This window comes from Xanthomonas prunicola (assembly GCF_025266575.1).
Classification (GTDB): domain Bacteria; phylum Pseudomonadota; class Gammaproteobacteria; order Xanthomonadales; family Xanthomonadaceae; genus Xanthomonas; species Xanthomonas prunicola.
In genome coordinates, this window is sequence record NZ_CP096142.1 from 504356 (window position 1) to 527114 (window position 22759).

Annotated in this window: 22 protein-coding genes; 6 read left to right on the plus strand and 16 right to left on the minus strand. The window is 64.5% G+C overall.

Annotation, left to right across the window (positions count from 1 at the left end):
• Positions 1-3 precede the first annotated feature (3 nt).
• Together M0D43_RS01785 and surE are read right to left on the minus strand one after the other, a co-directional pair.
• Positions 4-681 carry a protein-L-isoaspartate(D-aspartate) O-methyltransferase gene (locus tag M0D43_RS01785; protein ID WP_010365684.1) on the minus strand — a complete coding sequence of 226 codons (678 nt, stop codon included), beginning with the start codon at positions 679-681 and terminating at the stop codon, positions 4-6.
• On the minus strand, positions 678-1457 hold the full coding sequence (surE, locus tag M0D43_RS01790; protein ID WP_252163289.1) for a 5'/3'-nucleotidase SurE: 780 nt from the start codon (positions 1455-1457) through the stop codon (positions 678-680). Before surE ends, M0D43_RS01785 begins: the two co-directional genes overlap by 4 nt.
• 99 nt (positions 1458-1556) lie before the next feature.
• Between surE and M0D43_RS01795 the strand changes: the two genes are divergently transcribed.
• The gene (locus M0D43_RS01795; RefSeq protein ID WP_162301122.1) at positions 1557-2096 is read left to right on the plus strand and encodes a Smr/MutS family protein; all 540 of its coding nucleotides are present in this window, start codon (positions 1557-1559) and stop codon (positions 2094-2096) included.
• A gap of 262 nt (positions 2097-2358) precedes the next feature.
• Here M0D43_RS01795 and truD read toward each other — a convergent pair whose 3' ends face one another.
• The 9 genes from truD to M0D43_RS01840 all read right to left on the minus strand — a co-directional run bounded on the left by truD (position 2359) and on the right by M0D43_RS01840 (position 10156).
• Positions 2359-3468 (minus strand): tRNA pseudouridine(13) synthase TruD, encoded by a 1110-nt coding sequence (gene truD, locus M0D43_RS01800; RefSeq protein ID WP_252163290.1) that lies wholly within the window; start codon positions 3466-3468, stop codon positions 2359-2361.
• A gap of 120 nt (positions 3469-3588) precedes the next feature.
• Entirely contained in the window at positions 3589-4080 is a 492-nt protein-coding gene (ispF, locus tag M0D43_RS01805; protein ID WP_101364697.1) for a 2-C-methyl-D-erythritol 2,4-cyclodiphosphate synthase, read from the minus strand.
• A gap of 15 nt (positions 4081-4095) precedes the next feature.
• Positions 4096-4899, minus strand: a complete 804-nt coding sequence (gene ispD, locus M0D43_RS01810; RefSeq protein WP_252163291.1) for a 2-C-methyl-D-erythritol 4-phosphate cytidylyltransferase — start codon at positions 4897-4899, stop codon at positions 4096-4098.
• Complete coding sequence (gene ftsB / locus M0D43_RS01815) at positions 4896-5261, minus strand: cell division protein FtsB (RefSeq protein ID WP_252163292.1); 366 nt, start codon at positions 5259-5261, stop codon at positions 4896-4898. The genes ispD and ftsB overlap by 4 nt, the downstream gene beginning before the upstream one ends.
• Before the next feature lie 3 nt (positions 5262-5264).
• Complete coding sequence (gene eno, locus M0D43_RS01820) at positions 5265-6557, minus strand: phosphopyruvate hydratase (protein WP_101364694.1); 1293 nt, start codon at positions 6555-6557, stop codon at positions 5265-5267.
• A 132-nt stretch (positions 6558-6689) separates the two neighbouring features.
• Positions 6690-6962 (minus strand): hypothetical protein, encoded by a 273-nt coding sequence (locus M0D43_RS01825; RefSeq protein ID WP_260814268.1) that lies wholly within the window; start codon positions 6960-6962, stop codon positions 6690-6692.
• 76 nt (positions 6963-7038) lie between these two features.
• Entirely contained in the window at positions 7039-7869 is an 831-nt protein-coding gene (gene kdsA / locus M0D43_RS01830) for a 3-deoxy-8-phosphooctulonate synthase (protein ID WP_252163293.1), read from the minus strand.
• A 205-nt stretch (positions 7870-8074) separates the two neighbouring features.
• Positions 8075-9739, minus strand: coding sequence for a CTP synthase (pyrG, locus tag M0D43_RS01835; RefSeq protein ID WP_252163294.1), 1665 nt, complete (start codon positions 9737-9739; stop codon positions 8075-8077).
• 174 nt (positions 9740-9913) lie between these two features.
• Complete coding sequence (locus tag M0D43_RS01840; RefSeq protein WP_101364691.1) at positions 9914-10156, minus strand: hypothetical protein; 243 nt, start codon at positions 10154-10156, stop codon at positions 9914-9916.
• Positions 10157-10320: 164 nt separating this feature from the next.
• Here M0D43_RS01840 and parE point away from each other — a divergent pair, with 164 nt between their 5' ends.
• Positions 10321-12210: a DNA topoisomerase IV subunit B gene (parE, locus tag M0D43_RS01845; RefSeq protein ID WP_252163295.1), complete on the plus strand. Its 1890-nt coding sequence runs from the start codon at positions 10321-10323 to the stop codon at positions 12208-12210.
• 326 nt (positions 12211-12536) lie between these two features.
• Positions 12537-14036, plus strand: a complete 1500-nt coding sequence (locus tag M0D43_RS01850) for a S10 family peptidase (protein WP_252163296.1) — start codon at positions 12537-12539, stop codon at positions 14034-14036.
• Positions 14037-14095: 59 nt separating this feature from the next.
• On the opposite strand, the gene M0D43_RS01855 is transcribed toward M0D43_RS01850, so the two are convergent.
• From M0D43_RS01855 to M0D43_RS01865, 3 genes are all read right to left on the minus strand, one after another.
• Positions 14096-14857, minus strand: a complete 762-nt coding sequence (locus M0D43_RS01855) for a YdcF family protein (RefSeq protein WP_252163297.1) — start codon at positions 14855-14857, stop codon at positions 14096-14098.
• A gap of 107 nt (positions 14858-14964) precedes the next feature.
• Positions 14965-16092 carry an inorganic phosphate transporter gene (locus M0D43_RS01860; RefSeq protein ID WP_252163298.1) on the minus strand — a complete coding sequence of 376 codons (1128 nt, stop codon included), beginning with the start codon at positions 16090-16092 and terminating at the stop codon, positions 14965-14967.
• A 9-nt stretch (positions 16093-16101) separates the two neighbouring features.
• On the minus strand, positions 16102-16728 hold the full coding sequence (locus M0D43_RS01865) for a DUF47 domain-containing protein (protein WP_252163299.1): 627 nt from the start codon (positions 16726-16728) through the stop codon (positions 16102-16104).
• A gap of 273 nt (positions 16729-17001) precedes the next feature.
• Between M0D43_RS01865 and M0D43_RS01870 the strand changes: the two genes are divergently transcribed.
• Together M0D43_RS01870 and M0D43_RS01875 are read left to right on the plus strand one after the other, a co-directional pair.
• Positions 17002-18342 carry a hemolysin family protein gene (locus tag M0D43_RS01870; RefSeq protein ID WP_260807779.1) on the plus strand — a complete coding sequence of 447 codons (1341 nt, stop codon included), beginning with the start codon at positions 17002-17004 and terminating at the stop codon, positions 18340-18342.
• On the plus strand, positions 18326-18994 hold the full coding sequence (locus tag M0D43_RS01875) for an exopolysaccharide biosynthesis protein (RefSeq protein WP_252163301.1): 669 nt from the start codon (positions 18326-18328) through the stop codon (positions 18992-18994). The genes M0D43_RS01870 and M0D43_RS01875 overlap by 17 nt, the downstream gene beginning before the upstream one ends.
• Before the next feature lie 31 nt (positions 18995-19025).
• Here the strand turns inward: M0D43_RS01875 and M0D43_RS01880 are convergent, their stop codons facing one another.
• A complete protein-coding gene (locus M0D43_RS01880; RefSeq protein WP_101364684.1) occupies positions 19026-19526 on the minus strand; it encodes a pyridoxamine 5'-phosphate oxidase family protein in 501 nt (166 codons plus the stop codon).
• A gap of 60 nt (positions 19527-19586) precedes the next feature.
• On the minus strand, positions 19587-20588 hold the full coding sequence (locus M0D43_RS01885; RefSeq protein WP_252163302.1) for an LLM class flavin-dependent oxidoreductase: 1002 nt from the start codon (positions 20586-20588) through the stop codon (positions 19587-19589).
• Positions 20589-21271: 683 nt separating this feature from the next.
• Here M0D43_RS01885 and M0D43_RS01890 point away from each other — a divergent pair.
• The gene (locus M0D43_RS01890; protein WP_425510630.1) at positions 21272-22687 is read left to right on the plus strand and encodes an MFS transporter; all 1416 of its coding nucleotides are present in this window, start codon (positions 21272-21274) and stop codon (positions 22685-22687) included.
• Positions 22688-22759: the final 72 nt, after the last annotated feature.

Genomic DNA, 22759 nt, shown 5'->3' on the forward strand with positions numbered 1-22759 from the left:
TATTCAATCCAGCATGCCCGACAACAGCGGAACGAACGTGACCGGCGCCAGAACCTGTTGTTCGATCGCACCATCGGCCGCACGGGTGAGTTGCACCAACGACTGCGAGGAAGCGCCCCCGACCGGCGCGACCAAGCGCCCGCCGACGGCCAGCTGATCGACCAGCGCATCGACCAACGCCGGTGCCGCCGCGGTCACCACGATCGCATCGTAAGGGCCGTGCTCGGGCCAGCCGATACGGCCGTCGTCATGCTTGCTGCGCACGTTCATGCCCAGGTGGCGGAAGCGCTTGCGCGCCTGCCGCAGCAGGTCGCCGATACGCTCGACGGTGTACACCTCCAGCCCCAGCGCAGCCAGGATGGCGCCCTGATAGCCCGAGCCGGTGCCCACTTCCAGCACCTTGGTCGGCGCCACCTGCAGCACTGCTTCGGTCATGCGCGCCACCACCCATGGCTGGGAAATGGTCTGGCCGTGGCCGATCGGGAGTGCCGTGTCTTCGTAGGCACGCGAGGCGAGCGCTTCATCGATGAACAAATGCCGCGGCACGGTCCGCATCGCGTTGAGCGTGGCCTCGTCCTGGATGCCGGCCTCGCGCAGCCGTTCGACCAGGCGGTCGCGCACGCGCTGCGAGGTCATGCCGATCCCGACCGATTCCGGTTGCAGGCGCAGTCTCGGCGTCATGCCGGGCCGTCCAACGCTGCGGTCAACCCGCCCACCCAACCAGCCACGGTGTCCAGCGCCTGGTAACGGGTGAGATCGACGTGGATCGGGGTGATCGAGATATGCCCGGTGCGCACGGCGTGGAAATCGGTGCCGGCGCCGGCATCCTGCTCCGGCCCGGCCGGGCCGATCCAGTACACGGTGCGGCCGCGCGGGTCCTGCTGCGGCACGCAGGGCTCGGAGCGATGCCGGTTGCCGAGCCGGGTGACTTCGAAACCGAGCACATCCGACCACGCCAGATCCGGCACGTTGACGTTGAGGATGGTGTCGGCAGGCAACGGGTCGGCCCTCAGCCGCGCCACGATCTCCACCGCAGCGCGCGCAGCGGTTTCGTAGTGATGCGCTTGGTGATTGTGCGTGACCAACGACACCGCCACCGCAGGCAAGCCGAGAAAGCGGCCTTCCATTGCGGCAGACACGGTGCCCGAATAGATCACGTCGTCGCCCAGATTAGCCGAGTTATTGATGCCGGAGACCACGATGTCGGGGTCGTAATCGAGCATGCCGGTGAGTGCCAGATGCACGCAGTCGGTCGGAGTGCCGGCCACTGCGCAGGTCTGCGCGTCGATGCGGCGGGTGCGGATCGGCACATCCAGCGTCAGCGAATTGCTGGCGCCGGAGCGGTCGCGGTCGGGCGCGACCACCATCACTTCATGACCGGCATGGCGCAGCGCCTCGGCCAAAATCTGGATGCCGGGGGCGTCGACACCGTCGTCGTTGCTAACCAGTACGCGCATGGGACTCCTCGGAAAACCGGGTCATGATACCGGATGCGTCCGCGCCCTTCGCGCTTGATCTTCGCTTGCGCCTGAGGTTGGGCAGGTTAGGCTGTGAGCATGTCGCATCCTGAAGACGAAGACGACGGCGCGCTGTTCCGCGCAGCGATCGGCGCGGTCAAGCCGATTCGTGAAGTCGCCCCACCGGCCAATGCCAAGCCGCGCCCCAAGCCGCGCGCACGCATGGCCGAGCGCGACGATGCGCAAGCGCACACCGAATTCGCGCGTCTGCTGCGCGACAGTGCGCCGCTGGAGGCGGGCGATACCGCCAGCTACCGGCGCGAGAATCTTCCCACCCGATTGTTTCAGCGGCTCAAGCGCGGGCAATTTTCGGTACAGGACGAACTGGATCTACACGGTGCCACCGCGGCACAGGCCGAATCATTGTTGCGCCAGTTCCTGTTGGAGGCGCATGCGCACGACTATGGCTGTGTGCGCATCATCCACGGCAAGGGCCTGCAGTCGGACAACGGTGCGCCGGTGCTGAAGAACCTGATGGACCGGCTGCTGCGTCAACGCAACGATGTGCTGGCGTTTCATTCGGCGCCGCCGACGCAGGGCGGCACCGGGGCGCTGCTGGTGTTGCTGGCGCGGCGATAGGCGGATTGCGGCCAGCACATGACGCGCGGCGTTGAAGTGCAATTGCATGCGTTGATGCGTTGACCGGAAGGTCTGTCGCATGCCGGTAGCCACTCCGCGAGGTGATGAGTGTCTGGCAACCTTGCAGCGCTGAATCCTGGTCAGTGCCGCCGCTCTCCGCCTCACGATGGCGCCCGTCGCGGCCAAGGCCGCTCCTAGGCAAGCAACGGCAGTAGATCGCCATCGACGCTGTGCGATGCGACCGACCGGCAGTCGCACGCAGTCATTCTTCGGAACGCACACTGGCGTTGAAACGGCCTGCATCGGTGACTTCACCCAACTCCCACAACACTGCGGTGGCGTAGCAGCCGGGCGGCAGCGCGAAGGCGAGCTGCAGGGTCTGCGGCTCCAGCCATTGGTAATCCAGCCCCTGCGGACGTAATCGCAGTGCGCGGCGCTCCTGCTTCAGTCCTGCTGCGTCCAGCCCCTGGCGCAGCGCTTTGGATAGCGGATCGGACAAGGCGTCCTGCTCCACTGCTGCCGCCTGATCGGTCGAGCGCAACTCGCCAGCGCCCCATAACGGACCACTGGGATGGATATCGAAACGCGCCAGTCGCTCGGCAAGCACCTCGTTCCACGGCTCCGGGCCGAAGACGCTACGCGAGCCGTCCAGCATCCACGCCTCACCCTCCAGCGCGCTATCCCAGCTGCCCTGCGCGACGCGCGTACTGAGCACGCGATTGAATAGGGCCGAGCGCGCCGCCGACAGCAGCATCGAGCGCTGATCTTGGCGCAGCCGCCGCTTGGATGTCGGCGCCGGCAGCAAGGTTCCGTCGGCAGCTTGCACATGACCAAACATCGCCAACGCAGCCGCCACGTTTCCGCCATCGCGACCGAAGCGTTGTTCGCCAAACCAGTTGGGGATGCCGCGTGCAGCGATCGCCTGCAACCGGTGCTCGATCGCGTCGCGTCCGCCTTGTACCTGGCGCAGCGTCAACACAAAACGGTTCCCGTGCAACGCACCGCGTTGCAGCTTGCGGTTGTGCCAGGTGCTCTCGACCACCTGCATCTCGGCATCGTCCAGCGCGGTGATATCCGGGGCGATGCGCTTTGGCAGATGTACGCTGAAGCGCTGAGTGGTCACGGCATGGCGATCTTTCAGACCTGCATAGCTGACACCCATTTCGGCGATGCCGGCCCAGTGCGCGAGCTTTTTGGCGATGTAAGCCGTGTTCTGACCACGCTTGCGCACGGTGAGCAGCAGATGCTCGCCTTCGCCGGATGACTCGAATGCCGGTAGTTCGTCGACCTGAAAGTCGTCCGGCGTGCTGCGCATCGCCGCGCTGAGCACGGCAGCGCCATGCGCACGTGGCAGCAGAGAGGTCTCGCTCATGGTGTGGCTCGCCTTCGCGCCGGAGGTGGCGCGCTGTGCGCCGAATCTCTCGGCGTGGTGATGACATCTCGCTGCATCGGCGCCGGTCCCGGCGCGCAGCGCTGCGTGTGTTGCTGCCGCTTATGCAGCGATTCTGCCCAGCAGGACTGCGGCCTGTGCAGCGATACCTTCGCCGCGGCCGGTGAAGCCCAATTGTTCGCTGGTGGTGGCCTTGACGCTGACCGCATCGAGTTCGATCGCCAACAGGCCAGCGATACGCTCGCGCATGGCCACCGCATGCGGACCGACCTTGGGGCGCTCGCAGATCACGGTGATGTCGGCATTGCCGACGCGCCAGCCGCGCTCGCGCAGCAAGCTATCGCAATGCTGCAGAAACTGCGCGCTGTCGGCGTCCTTCCAGCGTTCGTCGGACGGCGGAAAATGCCGGCCGATGTCGCCCAGCGCCAACGCACCCAGCATCGCATCGCACAGTGCGTGCAACACCACATCGCCATCGCTATGTGCGAGTACGCCGTGACTGTGCGCGACGCGGACGCCGCCAAGCATCACGTGGTCGCCAGGGCCGAACGCATGCACGTCGTAGCCTTGGCCGATTCGGAAATTGAAGGACATGGAAACCCTGTGTTGTTAAGTTGCGTCGCCGTCGCGGCGGGCCGTGGCGAGCTGCGCTGTAATCGCGCGCGCGCTGCTCTGCGCATCGGCGGCCTGCACCTCAAGCGCATCGGCATCGACTGCAATGCCGCGGCGCGCCAATTCGAATTCGAAGCGCGCCAGATCCGCAGGCGTCGTCACCTTGAAGTTGTCTTCAGTGCCTTCCACCAGCAATGGTCGCAGTCCCATCCGCTCCATCGCCATCGCCTCATCGGTGACGTCCACACCGGCGGCCGAGGCTTCGGTGAGTCCACGGATCAGTTGATGGCGACGAAACAGCTGCGGCGTGAGTGCGCGCCACAAGCGTTCGCGCGGTTCGGTACCGTCGATGCCGCCATCGTCGCCGGCACGCTTGAGCGTGTCGCGTACCGGTGCGGCCAGGATTGCGCCGACCGGGTCGCCGCGGCCGATTTCCAGCAGACGGTCCAGATCGGCCAGGGCCAGATTCGGCCGCGCGGCATCGTGCACCAGCACGAAATCGTCGGCGCGCACGCTTTCGGGCAAGGCCAGCACACCAGCCAGCACCGAGGCTGCGCGCGTCGCGCCACCCAGGCAGGTGAGCACGGGTTTGGACTGCACGGCAGTCCAGCCCGGCCAATCGGCATCGTCAGGGGCGATCGCCACCATGATGCCGGCCAGCGCCGGATGCGCAGCCAGCGCCGCCAGCGTATACGCCATCAATGGCTGACCGCCGGCCTGCAGATATTGTTTTGGCAGCGGCCCGCCAAAACGCGTGCCGCGCCCTGCGGCCGGCACGATCGCCCAGATCGAACCGGTCATGGATGATCCACCGGATCGGTGGAGGTAGGCGTTTGCTGTGCGGGCGCCGCTGTTTCAGGCGATGCAGGTGACGGCAACGGCGCATCTTCGACCACGCGATAAAACGTCTCGCCCGGTTTGATCATGCCCAACTCGCTGCGTGCGCGCTCCTCGATTGCCGCCTCGCCATCCTTCAAATCCTTCACCTCTGCTGCCAACGCCTGGTTGCGTTGGCGCAAACCTTCGTTGTCCTGTGTCTGATGCGCGACCTGGGCTTCCAGCATCATGACTTCACCGGAATTCCCAGGCCCGAACCAGAAGCGGTACTGCAGCCAAGCCAGCAGCACCGCCAGCACCAGCAGTAGCCAGCGCCAGTTGCGCACGGCTTATCGCTTGATCGAAACGAACGCGTCGCGGCCGGCGTAACGCGCGCCGGAACCCAACGCCTGCTCGATGCGCAGCAACTGGTTGTACTTGGCCACACGATCGCTGCGGCACAGCGAGCCGGTCTTGATCTGGGTGGCGGTGGTGGCCACGGCGATATCGGCGATGGTGGTGTCTTCGGTTTCGCCGGAACGGTGCGAGACGATGGACGCGTAATTGGCCGCGTGCGCCATGGCGATGGCTTCCAGGGTTTCGGTCAGCGTGCCGATCTGGTTGACCTTGATCAGGATCGCATTGGCGGTGCCCGAGTCGATGCCCTGCTTGAAGATCTTCGGGTTGGTGACGAACAGATCGTCGCCCACCAGCTGCACCTTCTTGCCGACGCGGTCGGTGAGCAGCTTCCAGCCGGCCCAATCGTCTTCAGCCAGGCCGTCTTCGATGCTGATGATCGGGTACTGCGCGACCCAGTCGGCCAGGAAGTCGACGAACTGCTCGCTGGTCAGGCGCTTGTTCTCGCCGACCAGGTTGTACTTGCCGTTGTCGTAGAACTCGCTGGAGGCCACGTCCAGGCCCAGCAGCACGTCTTCGCCGGCGGTGTAACCGGCCTTGCCGATCGCCTCGAGAATGGTGTCCAGCGCTTCGACGTTGCTGCGGAAGTCTGGCGCAAAGCCGCCTTCGTCGCCCACCGCCGTGCTCAGGCCATGTCCCTTGAGTACCGACTTGAGCGAATGGAAGATTTCGGTGCCGGCGCGCAGTGCTTCGGAGAAGGAGCTGCAACCGACCGGCAACACCATGAACTCCTGGAAGTCGACGTTGTTGTCGGCATGCGCGCCGCCGTTGATGATGTTCATCATCGGCACCGGCAATTGCACATCGGCTTCGGTGATGGTCGACAGGTACTGCCACAGCGGCTGCTTGCGCGAGGCGGCAACCGCATGCGCGGCGGCCAGCGATACACCCAGCAACGCGTTGGCGCCCAGGCGGCCCTTGTTCTCGGTGCCATCCAGGTCGATCAGGCGACGGTCAAGACCCTGCTGGTCGGCCGCATCGAAATCCTTGAGCGTCTCGGCGATGGTGCCGTTGACGTTGTCCACCGCATGGCGCACGCCCTTGCCCATGTAACGGGTCTTGTCGCCGTCGCGCAGCTCCACCGCTTCCTTGGTGCCGGTCGAGGCGCCCGAGGGGACGGCGGCACGGCCGAATGAGCCGTCTGCCAGCGTGACTTCGGCCTCCAGCGTGGGATTGCCGCGGGAATCGAGGATTTCGCGGGCGAGGATCTTGGCGATAGTGGTCATAGGTCGATCGGTTACCAGTAAGGGGGAAGTACACCGGAAACAAGCTGCCGGATTATCGCTGCACACCGGTCCATTGCCAAATCGCCTGGAGCCGGATGCAGGCAGGGCCGGCGCGATCAGGTGACGCGGCCCTCAAGGCCCGCAGCGACAAACCGAATAACAGCAGCAACAGCGGCAGTAGCGCCAGAGCGATGGCAGCGGCGCCCGACTGGCGGCGCAGGAGAACGCGACCGGACTGGCGACAAGACCGCCCAGCGTCATCAACGCGCCTGTCAGCAACGTCACGAGCATCGGCATGCGCGTGGCCTGCATCGCCTGGTTGCCGTCGCCCGGCATGCCGGTGCTGGCGGTGAACAGCAGGGCCAGGACGGCCAGGCAGGCCCGGGCCGTCAGCGACAGGCCCAACGCCACCCAGCCCCATGGCCAATGGCGCCAATGCCGGCGTTGGCGACGCGATGCCGCCAACGCCGATGCTCGGACCTCATGCGAAGCGCGCGAACCCGTGCTTCTTGGTCACTGCATCCAGTTCCATCAGCGTTTCGAGCAGTTCTTCCATGCGGTCCAGCGGCCAGGCATTGGGACCATCGGACAGTGCCTTGGACGGGTCCGGATGCGTCTCGGCGAACAGGCCGGAGATGCCCACGGCCACTGCCGCGCGCGCCAGCACCGGCACGAACTCGCGCTGGCCGCCGGAGCTGCTGCCCTGCCCGCCCGGCAACTGCACCGAATGGGTGGCATCGAACACCACCGGGCAGCCGGTGTCGCGCATGACGCTGAGCGAACGCATGTCGCTGACCAGATTGTTGTAGCCGAACGAGGCGCCACGTTCGCAGACCATGATCTGCTCGTTGCCGGTCGACTTGGCTTTTTCGACCACCGGCTTCATGTCCCACGGCGCCAGGAACTGCCCCTTCTTGATGTTGACCGGCTTGCCGGCGGCGCAGACGTTCTTGATGAAGTCGGTCTGCCGTACCAGGAAGGCCGGGGTCTGCAGCACGTCGACGACGGCGGCGACCTCGTTCATCGGGGTGTATTCGTGCACGTCGGTGAGCACCGGCACGCCGATCTGCTGCTTCACCGCCTCCAGCACCTTCAGCCCCTCTTCCAGGCCCGGGCCACGGAAGCTGGTGCCAGAGGTGCGGTTGGCCTTGTCGAAACTCGACTTGAAGATGAAGTTGACACCGAGCTTGCCGGTGATTTCCTTGAGCTTGCCGGCGACGTCGAGCTGCAGCTGCATCGACTCGATCACGCACGGGCCGGCGATCAGGAACAACGGCTGATCCAGGCCAACTTCAAAGTCACACAGTTTCATCAGGTCACCTATGGATTAAAGCCCCTCTCCCATCGGGAGAGGGGTTGGGGTGAGGGTAAGGTTGCAGGGCGCTTGTGAAGCCCCATGGTTTGCCCTGGCTGGCGCGTGGCGACGCGTTCATCACAGCTGCCATCTTCCAGTGTGTTGCGGCACACCTCATCCGCGCCCTAAGGGGCACCTTCTCCCGAGGGGAGAAGGGAACAGCTCACGCACGCGCTTCCTTCAACAACTTCCCGCCCGCCTTCTTCTCGCGCGCAGCACGCACGAAGCCGATGAACAACGGGTGGCCGTCGCGCGGGGTGGACAGGAATTCCGGATGCGCCTGGCAGGCCAGGAACCACGGGTGCGTTTCGCGCGGCAGCTCCACCACTTCCACCAAGGTGTCGTCCATCGACTTGCCGGAAATCACCAGACCGGCGTCTTCCAGCTGCGTGCGATAGCGGTTGTTGAACTCGTAACGGTGACGATGCCGCTCAGCCACCACGTCCTTGCCGTATACCTCGCGCGCCAGCGTGCCCGGCTTCAGGCGCTGCTCCTGCAGGCCCAGGCGCATGGTGCCGCCCAGGTCGGATTTTTCGTCTCGCTTTTCCACTTCGCCGGTGGCGGTGCGCCATTCGGTGATCAGGCCGATCACCGGGTGCGGCGACTGGCGGTCGTTTTCGGTGCTGTTGGCCGCATCCAGATCGGCAACATGGCGGGCATAGTCCACCACCGCCGCCTGCATGCCGTAGCAGATACCGAAATACGGCACCTTGTGCTCACGCGCGAACTTGGAGGTCTGCACCTTGCCTTCGAAACCGCGGTCGCCAAACCCGCCCGGCACCAGAATGCCGTCGATGTCCTGCAACGCAGCCATGTCGCTGCCTTCCAGATCCTGCGCTTCCAGCCACTTCAGGTTGACCTTGGTGCGCTGACGCAGGCCGCCGTGACGCAGCGCTTCGGCCACCGACTTGTAAGCGTCCTGGTGATCGACGTACTTGCCGACCACGGCAATGGTGACCTCGTCCAGCGGATGCTTGACCGCATCCACCACGGCAGCCCATTCGGACAGATCCGCCGCAGCCACCTTGTCGCGTAGCTTGAACTGCTCGATGACCAACTCGTCCAACCCCTGGCGCAGCAATTCCAGCGGCATGCCGTACAGCACGTCGATATCCGGGCAGCTGATGACCGCGCGCTCGGAGACATTGGTGAACAGCGCAATCTTGCGACGCTCCGAATCCGGCACCGCCTGCTCGGACCGGCACAGCAGCACGTCCGGCTGGATGCCGATCGAACGCAGCTCCTTGACCGAGTGCTGGGTCGGCTTGGTCTTCAACTCACCGGCCGCCGCGATGTACGGCACCAGCGTGAGATGCATGAACATCGCTTTTTCCGCGCCGCGCTCGGTGCGCACCTGGCGGATCGCCTCCAGGAACGGCAGCGATTCGATATCGCCGACGGTGCCGCCAATCTCGATCAACGCGACATCGAAGCCGGCCGTGGCCTCGTCGATGCAACGGCGGATTTCATCGGTGATATGCGGGATCACCTGCACGGTGGCGCCCAGATAATCGCCGCGACGCTCCTTGCGGATTACGTTTTCGTAGATGCGGCCGGTGGTCACCGAGTTCTTGCGCGACAGGCGGGTGCGCACGTAGCGCTCGTAGTGGCCCAGATCCAGGTCGGTTTCGGCACCGTCGTCGGTGACGTAGACCTCGCCATGCTGGAACGGGCTCATCGTGCCCGGATCCACATTGATGTACGGGTCCAGCTTCATCATCGTGACCTTCAGGCCACGCGCTTCCAGAATGGAGGCAAGCGAAGCGGCGGCAATGCCCTTGCCTAGCGAGGACACTACGCCGCCGGTAACAAAAATCAGGGGGGTCATGGGGCTTGAAGCCTCCCGGAAAGCCATAGTTTAGCGGGTGACGGGCAAATGCCCAAGGGTTGCGTGGTGGCGAGGTCATTCCACGCTGAAAAAGTGCATGCTGCGCGGGCCGCAAATGCAGACGCCCCGGCCGGAGCCGGGGCGTCTGCGTGCCACTTGAGCGATGCGGAAGAATCAGCGCGCCGGCTTCTTTTCTTCCTCTTCCTCACGCGGCGACACGTCGCCCTTGGGCTTCTGCGCGGCAGCGGCGGCGCGGCGTTCGGCCTTGCGCTCGGCTTCGCTCTTGGCCTTCGCGTCGTCGGCCTTCTGCGCGGTGGCGCCCTGCCCGGTCTGCTGCGGAGCGGCCTGAGCCATGGCGGGAAGCGCTGCGACTGCGGCCGCACCGAGGGTGAGCATCAGGATGTGCTTGAACTTCATGGCGTCCTCTTTAGCTTCGGTGACATCCTCAGGTGGGGACGTTTGGTTCCGAAACCAACGCCAGGGTATCCAGTGGCACCCAGCCCTGCACTGAACGCCTGTCGCGTGCAAAAAATCGTCCCAGCCCCCACACTTGCGCGTCGTTTCACGTGCCAACGAGATGCATGAACACCCGTTATAACGCCGCCGATATTGAAGTGCTGTCGGGCCTGGACCCGGTCAAACGCCGTCCTGGCATGTACACCGACACTGCGCGCCCGAACCATCTGGCGCAGGAAGTGATCGATAACTCGGTCGACGAGGCGCTGGCCGGCCACGCCAAGCAGGTCGAAGTCACCTTGTACAAGGATGGCAGCTGCGAGGTGTCCGACGACGGCCGCGGCATGCCGGTGGACATGCACCCGGAAGAGAAGATTCCGGGTGTGGAACTGATCCTGACCCGGCTGCATGCCGGCGGCAAGTTCAACAACCGCAACTACACCTTTTCCGGCGGCCTGCACGGCGTGGGCGTGAGCGTGGTCAATGCGTTGTCGACCAAGGTCGAGCTGTTCATCAAGCGCGAAGGCAGCGAGCACCGCATGGAGTTCCGCGACGGCATCGCCGCCTCCAAGCTGGAAGTGGTCGGCACCGTGGGCAAGAAGAACACCGGCACGCGGCTGCGCTTCTGGGCCGACCCGAAGTATTTCGACACGCCCAAGTTCAACGTGCGCGCACTGCGGCATCTGCTGCGCGCCAAGGCGGTGCTGTGCCCCGGCCTGACCGTGAAGCTGCACGACGAAGCAACCGGCGAGCAGGACAGCTGGTATTTCGAAAACGGCCTGCGCGATTACCTGAAAGGCGAGATGGCCGAGCACGAGATGCTGCCGGCCGAGCTGTTCGTCGGCAGTCTGAAGAAAGACACCGAAATCGTCGACTGGGCCGCGGCCTGGGTGCCGGAAGGCGAGCTGGTACAGGAAAGCTACGTCAACCTGATCCCGACCGCCCAGCACGGCACCCACGTCAACGGCCTGCGCTCGGGCCTGACCGATGCGCTGCGTGAGTTCTGCGACTTCCGCAACCTGCTGCCGCGTGGGGTCAAGCTGGCACCGGAAGACGTCTGGGACCGGGTCACCTTCGTGCTCAGCCTGAAGATGACCGACCCGCAGTTCTCCGGGCAGACCAAGGAGCGGCTGTCCTCGCGCCAGGCGGCCGGCTTCATCGAAGGCGCCGCGCACGATGCCTTCAGCCTGTATCTGAATCAGAACGTGGAGATCGGCGAGAAGATCGCGCAGATCGCCATCGATCGCGCCAGCGCACGGTTGAAGACCGAAAAGCAGATCGTCCGCAAGAAGGTCACCCAGGGCCCGGCCCTGCCCGGCAAGCTGGCCGATTGCATCAGCCAGGATCTGTCGCGCACCGAGCTGTTCCTGGTGGAAGGCGACTCGGCCGGCGGCTCGGCCAAGCAGGCACGCGACAAGGATTTCCAGGCGATCCTGCCGCTGCGCGGCAAGATCCTCAACACCTGGGAAGTGGCTTCCGGCAGCGTGTTGGCCTCCGAAGAAGTACATAACCTGGCGATCGCGATCGGCTGCGATCCGGGCAAGGACGACATCACCGGGCTGCGCTACGGCAAGGTGGTGATCCTGGCCGACGCCGACTCCGATGGCCTGCATATCGCCACGCTGTTGACAGCGCTGTTCCTGCAGCACTTCCCCGCGCTGGTGGCCGCCGGCCACGTGTTCGTGGCAATGCCGCCGCTGTTCCGCGTGGACGTGGGCAAGCAGGTGTTCTATGCGTTGGACGAAGAAGAAAAGACCACGCTGCTGGACAAGATCGCGCGCGAGAAGATGAAGGGCCAGATCAGTGTCACCCGCTTCAAGGGCCTGGGCGAGATGAACCCGCAGCAGTTGCGCGAATCCACCATCCATCCGGACACGCGCCGGCTGGTGCAGCTGACCATCGACGATGGTGAGCAGACGCGTTCGTTGATGGACATGCTGCTGGCCAAGAAGCGCGCAAGCGACCGCAAGCAGTGGCTGGAAACCAAGGGCGATCTGGCGTCGCTGGAAGTCTGAAAACTGGAGTTTTAGACGCCTCGAAAGCGAAAGCCCCTCTCCCGTCGGGAGAGGGGTTGGGGTGAGCGCACGGACGAAGCGACTTGCAAATGATGGCAGGAGACTCCGCCCGCACCCTCATCCGCCCCTGCCGGGCACCTTCTCCCGAGGGCAAAAGGGGGGGCTGCCCATTTTTCCGAATGCGGCGTACTTTCAGGCCGCTCATTCTGAATTCCTTTGCCGAGACTGAAGGCTGCGGTCCGCGCGACACCCGTGCCTTCTTGCACATTCACCAGGCTCTGCAGCGGGCTAGCATCGGGCGCTTCCCTGCCCCGAAGTCGTTGCCCATGCCCTCCATTCTTCGTGCCTGTCTGCTGGCGTGTGTGTTACTCAGCGGGACGGCGCTGGCCGATGCGCCAGATAAAGCCGATAAAAGCGATGCCAAACCCGAGGCTGCTGCCGCCAAACAAGCGCCTCTGCCCGCCGATGCCAGTGTGCGTCAGAGCACGCGTGTGGCCGGCCGTAGCCTGAGCTATACCGCCACGGTCGGCACGTTGCCGGTGCGCGATGCACAGGGCAAGACCACGGGCGAAGTGGTATTCACCGCCTACACCGTCGACGGCAAGGACCGCCCGGTCACCTTCGCGTTGAACGGTGGACCGGGCGCCGCATCGGTGTATCTCAACATGGGCGCGATCGGGCCGAAGATCGTCGGTTTCGGCGCCGAAGGCGACAGCGCGTCAGCACCTGCCACGCTGCGCGACAACCCGGGTACGTGGCTGGACTTCACCGACCTGGTGTTCATCGATCCGGTGGGCACCGGCTTCAGCCGCGCGCTGATCGGCGACGACGATGCCAAGAAGCAGTTCTACAACCCGCAGGCAGATGTGGAATATCTCTCGCGGGTGATCTACGACTGGCTGCTCAAGAACCGCCGCCTGCAGGCGCGCAAGTATCTGGTCGGCGAAAGCTATGGCGGCTTTCGCGGGCCACGTATCACTCATTACCTGCAGACACAACTGGGCGTGGCGATGAACGGCGTGGTGCTGGTGTCGCCGTATCTCAATCCGACCCTGGACGACAACAGCGATGTGTCGCCCCTGGCATGGATGCTGACCTTGCCATCGATCGCTGCCGCACACCTGGAGCGCCAGGGCCAGCTCAGCGACAGCGCAATGCGCCAGGTCATTGACTACACGCGCAGCGATTACGCGGTGGCACTGATGAAGGGCCGCACCGACCCGCAGGCCACCGAAGCGATGCTGCAGCAGGTCACCCGGATGACCGGGCTGGACCCGGCGTACGTGCGCCGCTCCGGCGGGCGCCTGGAAACCCAGGCGTATCTGCGCGAGGTGTTTCGCGACAAGGGCGAGTTGGGCAGCCGTTACGATTCCAACGTGACCGCCTTCGACCCGTTCCCCAACGATGCCGAACAACGCGCCAACGACCCGCTGCTGGACAGCATCATTGCACCCACCACCACCGCGATGGTGGACTTCGTCACCCGTGTGGTCGGCTGGAAGATCGATGCGCAATATCGCGCGCTCAACTACGACGTCAACAAACTCTGGGACTGGAACGACGAACTGCGCAAGGGTGCGGTGACCCAGTTGCGTCAGTCGGTGGCGATCGACCCGAAGTTGCGCGTGTTGATCGCGCACGGCTGGAACGACCTCTCCTGCCCGTTCATGGGGTCGGTCTTGACGGTGGATCAGATGCCGGCAATGGGCAGCGACCCGAAACGCGTGCAAGTGCGCGAATATCCGGGCGGCCACATGTTCTACAACCGTGCAGACAGCCAGAGCGCGTTCCGCACCGACGTCAAGGCGATGTACGAAACACGCTGAGCGCATCCAGCGCCGGGCGTATCAACGTCCGGCGCTGGATTAGCGAGATACCGTTGCGCTCACACTGCGCCAGGCACGGTCGCTTTGACGTTCCAGCCCATCCATTGGTAGAGCTGATAGCGCGCAATGCCCAGGTATTCGTGCAGGGCGACATCGGCCAGGGTGAAGTTGTAGCTCTGCGGCAGGATCGACCAGCTAGCGGTCAACCAATCCGCGCGCACCGGCGTGGCGTCGATGCCGAAATGGCGGAAATACAATTCGGCGCGGCGCAGATGCGTTGCCGATGACACCAGCACGATGCGATCAGGCCGGTATGCGCGCAGCAGGGGCTGGCTGAATTGCGCGTTCTGCCACGTGTTCATGCTCGAAGGCTCCATGATCAAGTCCGCCCCCGGAATACCCACGCCAACCAACACGCGCTGATACACCACCGCTTCGGACAGACCCAGGCCGCGCGCGTCGCCGCCACTGATCTCGATCTTGCAGTCGCCACCACTGTGCCGGCATTGCTGATACAGCCGCGCCGACTCGACGATGCGGCCGTAGGCAAACAGATTGGCTTCGGCTACCGCGTCACGGCCTTCCGGGCGCACGGTGCCGGCGCCCAGCAACACGATGACGTTGCGCGCGCCCCAGGCGTTGAAATCGTTGACCCCGGTGTGCTGCAGGTGTTGCAGCATCCACGAAGGCAACGGGCCGCAGCCGACAGCAAACACCAGCAACACGCTGGCGAGACCCAACACGCGGGAAAAGCGCCGCAATCCGCGGCGATCGATCAACCAGGCGAACCCGAACAACACGCACACCAAGGCCAGCATCATCGCGGAAGGGTCTCACTCATCACATGCGGGCAGACCCACCGGGAGCGGATCTACGCGGTAACGGCATCGTAGCGTGCCCACGGTGCGTGACCGCACCGCGACACGGCTCAGGTCCAGCCGAACAGTTCGAACAGCATCAGGATCAGGTACGCCACGCCGCCAGCCGCCGGGATGGTCAGAATCCAGGCCCAGACGATGCGCTCGATCACGCCCAAGCGCAGCGAACGCGGGTTCTTGGCAAAACCCACGCCCATGATGGCGGTGGAAATGCTGTGCGTCGTGGACACCGGCATGCCGAAATGCGCCGCCACGGTGAGCACCGTCGCCGAGCTGGTTTCTGCGGCAAAGCCATGGATGGGATGCAGCTTGACCATCTTGTGGCCGAGCGTCTTGATGATCTTCCAACCGCCCGAGGCGGTACCAGCGGCCATCACCACTGCGCAGGTCAGCACGATCCACATGGGGATGCCGGCGCCAGCGGCCAGGCCGGTGCCCGGATGCAGGAACGACAGCCAGCTCGGCAGATCGTCCAACGCACCGGCCGACTGTGCGCCGATCAAGGTCATCGCAATGATGCCCATGGTCTTCTGCGCGTCGTTGTGACCGTGCGCGTAGCCCATGTAGGCGGCCGAGGCGATCTGCGCCTTGCCGAAGAACGCATTGACCCAGCGCGGCCGCGCCAGCCGCCCGATCCGGCCGCCGAGCTTGGCCATGCCGGCGATGATCGCCCACAGCAGCACCATCACCACGATACCGAGCAGAAAACCGGCGATCGGCGAGGTAATCATCGGCACGAACACCTTCCACAACAGGCCCTTGTTCTTGGCCCAGCTGCCGACGCTTTCCGACCAGATCAACGCGTCCCAGTTATTGTGCGCCGCGGCCAGGCCAGCGCCGCACAGGCCACCGATCAGGGCATGCGAAGACGACGACGGCAGACCCTTCCACCAGGTGATCAGGTTCCAGATGATGCCGCCCAGCAGCGCGCACAGAATCACCTGCGGTGTGACTTCGACCACGTTGGTGTTGAGCAGGCCCGAGGCGATCGTCAGCGCCACGGCAGTGCCGGTCAGCGCGCCGATGAGGTTCATGCCGGCCGCCAGCATCACCGCCCAACCGGGCGAAAGCACCTTGGTGGCGACCACGGTGGCGATGGAATTGGCGGTGTCGTGGAAGCCGTTGATGAATTCGAACACCAACGCAGCCAGGATCACCACCAGAACTAAGGTAAGCACGCGGCGACCTCAGCTGTTCTTCAGCACGATCTGGTAGACCACCACCCCTGCCTCGCGGCAACGGTCGATGGCTTTTTCCAGGATCTCGAAGAACTCCTTGAGCAGGAACATCTGCAGCGTGTCCAGGCGACCGGAATAGATGTCGCGGTACAGCTCCAGCATCAGCCGGTCGGCTTCGTTTTCGAGCATGCGCAGCTTGTCGTTGAGCGCGGTCATGCGGTCGATGTTCATGTGCGGCAGGTCGGTCACCATCTCCACCACCACCCCGGCAGCCTGCTCCAGCATCGCTGCGCGCGGAGCGAAGTCGATGTGTTCCAGGTGCTTGGTCGCCAGCGAATAGCGGTCGGCGAATTTTTCGACTTGCTTGGGGATCTTGTACAGCGCAGAGCCCAGCGCTTCGATGTCTTCGCGCTCGATTGGGGTCATGAAGCTGTCCACCAGCGCCTGGCCGATCTTGTCGGAGGCAGCGCGTTCGCGCAGGCGGGCCAGCTTGAAGGCGTCCAGCGCGGGTTGGCGGTCGGACTCGCGCATCATGGCGTGCAACGCCTTGGTGCTGTCGTAGGCGGCCTGCGCCGCTTCGTTCAGAAGCGCATAGAACTGCTTGCCGGAACCGAAGATGGTCTGCAACGAGAACATGGGTGGACAACTTCCTGCCGTCGAGGGAGAGACGGCGCCAGGCGCGAATTATGACCGTTCCATGACCTTCCTGGGTATCTCGGGACGGGAACCGGCCTTCACATCGGCATTTCCCAACTCGAACCACTCTGGGGTTTGGTAACATGCCCCCGCGCCTTCGGGTGCACCCTATGGAAGACGACCCTATCCCCCCGTGTTGCCGCCCGGCCCATGCGCCCGCCGGCAGACCCAGTGCTCCCCCGCCCTCCCCTTCACTGACCGGGGAAGACGCCCGTGGTTGAGTTTTTAATCGTCATCGCCCTGATTGTGTTGAACGGCTTCTTCGCCATGTCGGAGATGTCGTTGATGACCTCGCGCAAGAGCCGCCTGAAGCAGATGGCCGGCTCCAGCAAGCGTGCCGCGCGGGCGCTGGCATTGGCGGAAAGTCCGGAAAACTTCCTGTCCACGGTCCAGATCGGTATCACCCTGATCGGCATCCTGACCGGCGTGTTCGGCGGCGAAGCGATCGGTGAGGCCATCGCCAGCTGGCTGCAGGGTGTGTTCCCGGCCTTGGCCGCCTCGTTCGAACTGGTCGGCAAGCCGCGTCCTTACTCGGTTGTCATCGGCAGCACCCTGGCGGTGGCGCTGATCACCTTCCTGACGCTGATCTTCGGCGAGCTGGTGCCCAAGCGGCTGGCGCTGCGCAATTCCGAAGACATCGCCGGCTTCGTTGCGGTGCCGATGGCCTGGCTGGCCAAGATTGCCGCGCCCGGGGTGTGGGTGCTGGCGCGCTCCACCCGGCTGGTCCTGCGCATGTTGGGCATGGGCAAGAACGAGTCGGCCTCGGTCACCGAAGAAGAGATCCGCATGCTGGTGGCCGAAAGCCACGAAGCCGGGGTGATCGATACGCACGAGCGCGACATGATGAATCGCGTGATGCGGCTGGGCGACCGCACCGCCGACAGCCTGATGACCCCGCGCAACCGCATCGCCTGGCTGGATGCCAACGCCGAGCCGGAACGCAATCTGCAGGTGATGCGCGAGCACGAATTTTCGCGTTACCCGGTCTACCGCGGCAGCGACCAGGACATTGCCGGCGTGCTGGAAGTCAAATCGCTGGTTACGCGCATGGGCGGGCACGGCGAGAACCTGTTCCAGGCACTGCGCGATACCTTGTTCGTCTCCGAATCCACGCATGCGATGAAGCTGCTGGAAATCTTCCGCGAAGAACAGCAGTCGATGGCGCTGGTAGTGGACGAATACGGCGAAATCCGCGGATTGGTGACCATCAGCGACCTGATGGGCGCGGTGGTCGGCCGTCTGCAGGCGGTGGAAAACACCGACGAAGACGCACTGGTGATCACGCGTGCCGACGGCTCGCTGCTGATCGACGGCTCGCTGCCGGTGGAAGAACTCCGCGAAGTGCTCGGCGCCGACTTGCCGGACGCTGATGAAGGCGACTACCACACGCTTGCGGGCCTGTGCATTTATTACTTCGGACGCATTCCGCAGGCCGGCGAATTCTTCGATTGGGCCGGCTGGCGCATCGAGATCGTGGACCTGGATGGTGCGCGCGTGGATAAGCTGCTGTTGCGCCGGCTAGGCGACGAGGACAGCGATGACATCGTCGGGTGACGGCAGCGCGCCGCGCGACGACACCAGCGAGCAGATGCGTTACCGCAACGAAGGCATCCGCAGCTTGTTGGCGGCCTTCAGCGAAGGCGACCCGGACCAGGTGTTACGTGTCCGCGAGATCTTGGCCGATCTGCAGCAAAGCGCCTTCGGCGTGTTCCTGTTTCTGGCGATCCTGCCCTCGTTCATCCCGATTCCCGGGGTTGCCGGTGGCATCAGCGGGCCGCTGACGATCCTGATCGGCCTGCAAATGATGTGCTGCCTACGCAAGCCGTGGGTACCGCGCTTCATCGGCAAACGTGGGCCGCGCCGTCGCACCAGCCAGCGTTTCGTCTCCAAATTGGGGCCGACGCTGCAACGCCTGGATCGCCTGCTCAAACCGCGTCTGCGCGGCATGCTGGACCGAATGCCGGCGCAAGTATTTACCGGCTTGCTGCTGGTGCTGGTGGGCATTTTGCTGACGCTGCCGATCCCGTTCACCAACTATCTTTTCGGCTTGATCCTGCTGCTATTTGCGCTGGCCCTGCTCGAGCGCGACGGCGCACTGATGCTGGTGGGCTGGGCAGCTGCGCTGATCTCGGTGGCCGTCTTCGGGGTCACCTCCGACCAGTTGGTGGACCTGATCCGCGATTGGTGGCCGGACGCCTGGCGCTGAGCGCAAGGCGTCCGGCGCCTTTCTAACGGCGTTACTTCAGATCGACCACGCGGTTGTCCGACAGGCTGCCGGTATCGTCAGTCACCGCTGTCATCACGAAATACAGTGCCTTGCCGAGCAACCCGCTGGGGCCATCCCAGTATTCGGCCGATTCGGCGCGCACGTGGATCAAACGTAGGTTCGGGTCGTCCTTGCCACCCGGGAAAAACACCTTCATCGCCGGCGACCACAGTTCTTCGATCTTGGCACGGTCATGGACCACACGCGCAGTGCCGGCCACCGAGACATAGGTGTTTTTCGAGGCCGAGGCATAGGCCACGTTGACGCGCGGATCGGCGGCAATTTCCGCTACTTTCGGGCTGTCGGCGGCGGTGGCGAACCACAGGTCGCCGTCGAACTCGACTTCCTGGGTGCCCAGCGGGCGGCTCACCAGTTTGCCGTCGGCCGACACGGTCGTGAACATCGCGATGTCCACGCCGCGGATCAATTCGGCCAACTGCTTGATACTCTCGCTGCGTTCCTGGAATTGCATGCTGGTCTTCCCAATGAATGTGCACGCATCACAGCGGATCGCCGCGCAAAGCGACGTGAATCACGCCAAAGTCACATCCAGCTCGCGGCATGCTGCAGCGGCAATTTCGAAAGAGCGCAAGCGCGCGGCGTGATCGTAGATGTTGGCAGTGAACAACAGTTCGTCCGGCGTGTGGCGCTCAATGAAATCGGCCACGCCTTGTGTGATCTGCTCGCCATCGCCGAGTACCGTGCAGGCCAGTGCACGCTCTACGCCCACGCGCTCATGTGGCTGCCAGAAGCTGTCGATGTCGTCGATGGGCGCGGGGATCTTGCCCGGCTTGCCCCGACGCAGATTGACGAAGCTCTGCTGCTGAGTCGTGAACAGACGCCGTGCCTGCGCTTGGGTGTCGGCCGCCACTACATTCAAGGCCAGCATGACGTGCGGCTTGGCGAGCTGTGCGGATGGGCGGAATTCGCGGCGATAGATCGCCACCGCTTCGTCCATCGCGTCGGGTGCAAAGTGTGAGGCGAACGCAAACGACAAGCCCATCGCTGCCGCCAGGCGTGCACTGAACAGGCTCGATCCCAGCAGCCACACCGGCACCTCCAGCCCGGCGCCGGGAACGGCTTGGACCAGTTGCCCCGGTACTGCCGGCGCGAAATAGCGCAGCAATTCGGCCACGTCCTGCGGAAAGTGATCGGCGCTGTCGAAATAGCGCCGCAGGGCGCGTGCGGTGGGCTGGTCGGTACCGGGCGCGCGGCCCAGGCCCAGGTCGATGCGCTGCGGATACAGCGAGGCCAGCGTGCCGAATTGTTCGGCCACCTGTAGCGGTGCGTGGTTGGGCAACATGATACCGCCGGCACCGACACGGATGGTCTTGGTGCCGCCAGCGACATGACCAATCAACACGGCAGTAGCAGCGCTGGCGATGCCCGGCATGTTGTGGTGCTCTGCCAGCCAATAGCGTTGATAGCCCCAAGCCTCGGCATGCTGGGCCAGATCGAGCATATTGGCGAAGGCCTGGGTGGTCTCGCTGCCTTCGCAAACTGGCGCCAGATCGAGCACGGAAATGGGGGTCATCGGATGACTCCGGAGAGAGTGATGAGCAAGAGATGGGGCTGGCCTGGCGGCTTTGCCAGCGGCTTGGCGGGTGCTGAGGGGGATTACAGCATTCCAGCAGTCGGACAACGGATGGGGTGTGGGCTCTGACAAGAAGTCGCTGCGGTGTTGAGCGTGCTGCTGGCGGAGCGCGTTGTGTCTGCGGGCTGGGGGAGCGCTTCGGTGACGATGCGGTCGCGGTCGCTCCGTTTCCGCGAGCGCCTCATTTCGACACAAGTGTCAGCGCATGCGTGCCTCGCGCCGGCTGCGATCGGAGCGGAGTGGTGCGCGGCCTGCTGAACGATTTGCACCGAACCCTCGACCCCCGCGGCGCGCTCCGGGGACGAGCTTGCAGCACGGTCGCGCCAATGGCGCGCAAGCCGTGCCTCTTCGCCCCGAGGGGCGAGGGGCTCTAGCTGGGCACGCTGGTGGTTAGTGCAGACTGCTCGCCTTCTGCCTTCTGCCTTCTGCTTGATCGCCTGCTGGCTGCTGCTGATGTTGCTGGTGCAGGGTGCGAATTGCTCTCCCCTCGCCGCCTGCTCCGTGCTGAATGCCTGGCGCCCTCTCGCCCGCAGACGAACGCATTGACTGCGCGACGAAGCTAGACCGCAACCGGATCCGGACGCTGGCTATGATGGGCGCGCCCTGCCTGCGGTTGTTCGCCCATGTCTCTGACTGCCTCGCCTGCCCTTGCACAGCCCTCGCTTTCCGCGCAGATCGCGGCGCGGATCGATCGGTTGCCGGTCAGCGCGACGCTGTGGCGGTTGGTGGGGTTGCTGGCGCTGGGCGGGTTTTTCGAGTTGTACGACCTGTTCCAGACCGCCTACATCAGCCCCGGGCTGATGCGTGACGGCATTTTTGCCGGCGGCGCGGACGGAGCGTTCGGCATGTCCGATCAAGCCGCATTTGCGGCCGCCACCTTCCTTGGGCTGTTTGTGGGTGCCGCACTCTTGAGCCCGTTTGCCGACCGGTTCGGGCGTCGGCCGGTGTTCACCTTCGCCCTGATCTGGTACACCGCCGCAACCGTGGCGATGGGCCTGCAGAGCACCGCCACCGGTGTGATCGTGCTGCGCTTTGTGGTCGGCATCGGGTTGGGGATCGAGCTGGTGACCATCGACACCTATCTGTCCGAATTGGTGCCGCGGCACATGCGAAGTGCGGCGTTCGCATTCGCATTTTTCGTGCAATTTCTGGCGGTGCCCACGGTCGCGCTGACCGCGTGGATGTTGGTGCCGTATGCGCCATTGGGTGTGAGCGGCTGGCGCTGGGTGGTGTTGCTCAGCGGCGTGTTTGCGCTGGCGATCTGGTGGCTGCGCAGCCGCTTACCTGAATCGGCGCGCTGGCTGGCCGCGCATGGCCGACATGCGGAAGCGGATGCAGTGGTGACCGAGCTGGAGGCGCGCTGCATGCGCGATGTGGGGGCGCCATTACCCGAGCCGCAGTGGGTCGTGCCCTCGCCTGCCGGCGTCATGCCGACATCGCTGCTATGGCAGGCGCCGTATCGCGGGCGCATCGGAATGTTGGTGGTGTTCCATGTGTTTCAGGCAATCGGCTTTTTCGGTTTCGGTAACTGGCTGCCGGCGCTGATCTCGGCGCAGGGCACTGGAGCCGGGGTGACCAAGACCCTGGCGTATTCGTTTGCGATCTCGCTGGCCTACCCGCTAGCGCCGTTGCTGTTGCTGCGGTTTGCGCAGCGCTGGGAAAACAAATGGCAGATCACCGCATCGGCGTTGGGCGCGGTGCTGTTCGGTGGGCTGTTCGCGTTACAGCATCAGGCAGTGGGCATGGTGATGTGCGGGGCCATGGTCGCGTTCTGCAATGCCTGGATGAGCTTTGCCTATCATGGCTATCAGGCCGAGCTGTTCCCCACCGGTTTGCGTGCGCGTGCGGTGGGCTTGTGCTATTCGTTCAGCCGCTTGTCCACGGCAGTGAGCAGCGTGCTGATCGGTTGGCTGCTGGCGCAGGTCGGCAGCCATGGCGTCCTGGCCTTCATCGCGCTCAGCATGTCGATCGTGGCGAGCGTGATTGCAGTGTTCGGGCCGCGCACGCGCAATCGTGCGCTGGAAGAGATTGCGGGTTGATTGCGGCGAATGAACCGCTGCGCGATCGCCTGGCGTCTGCGGCCGATGGGCAGCGCAGCTTACCCACACGGG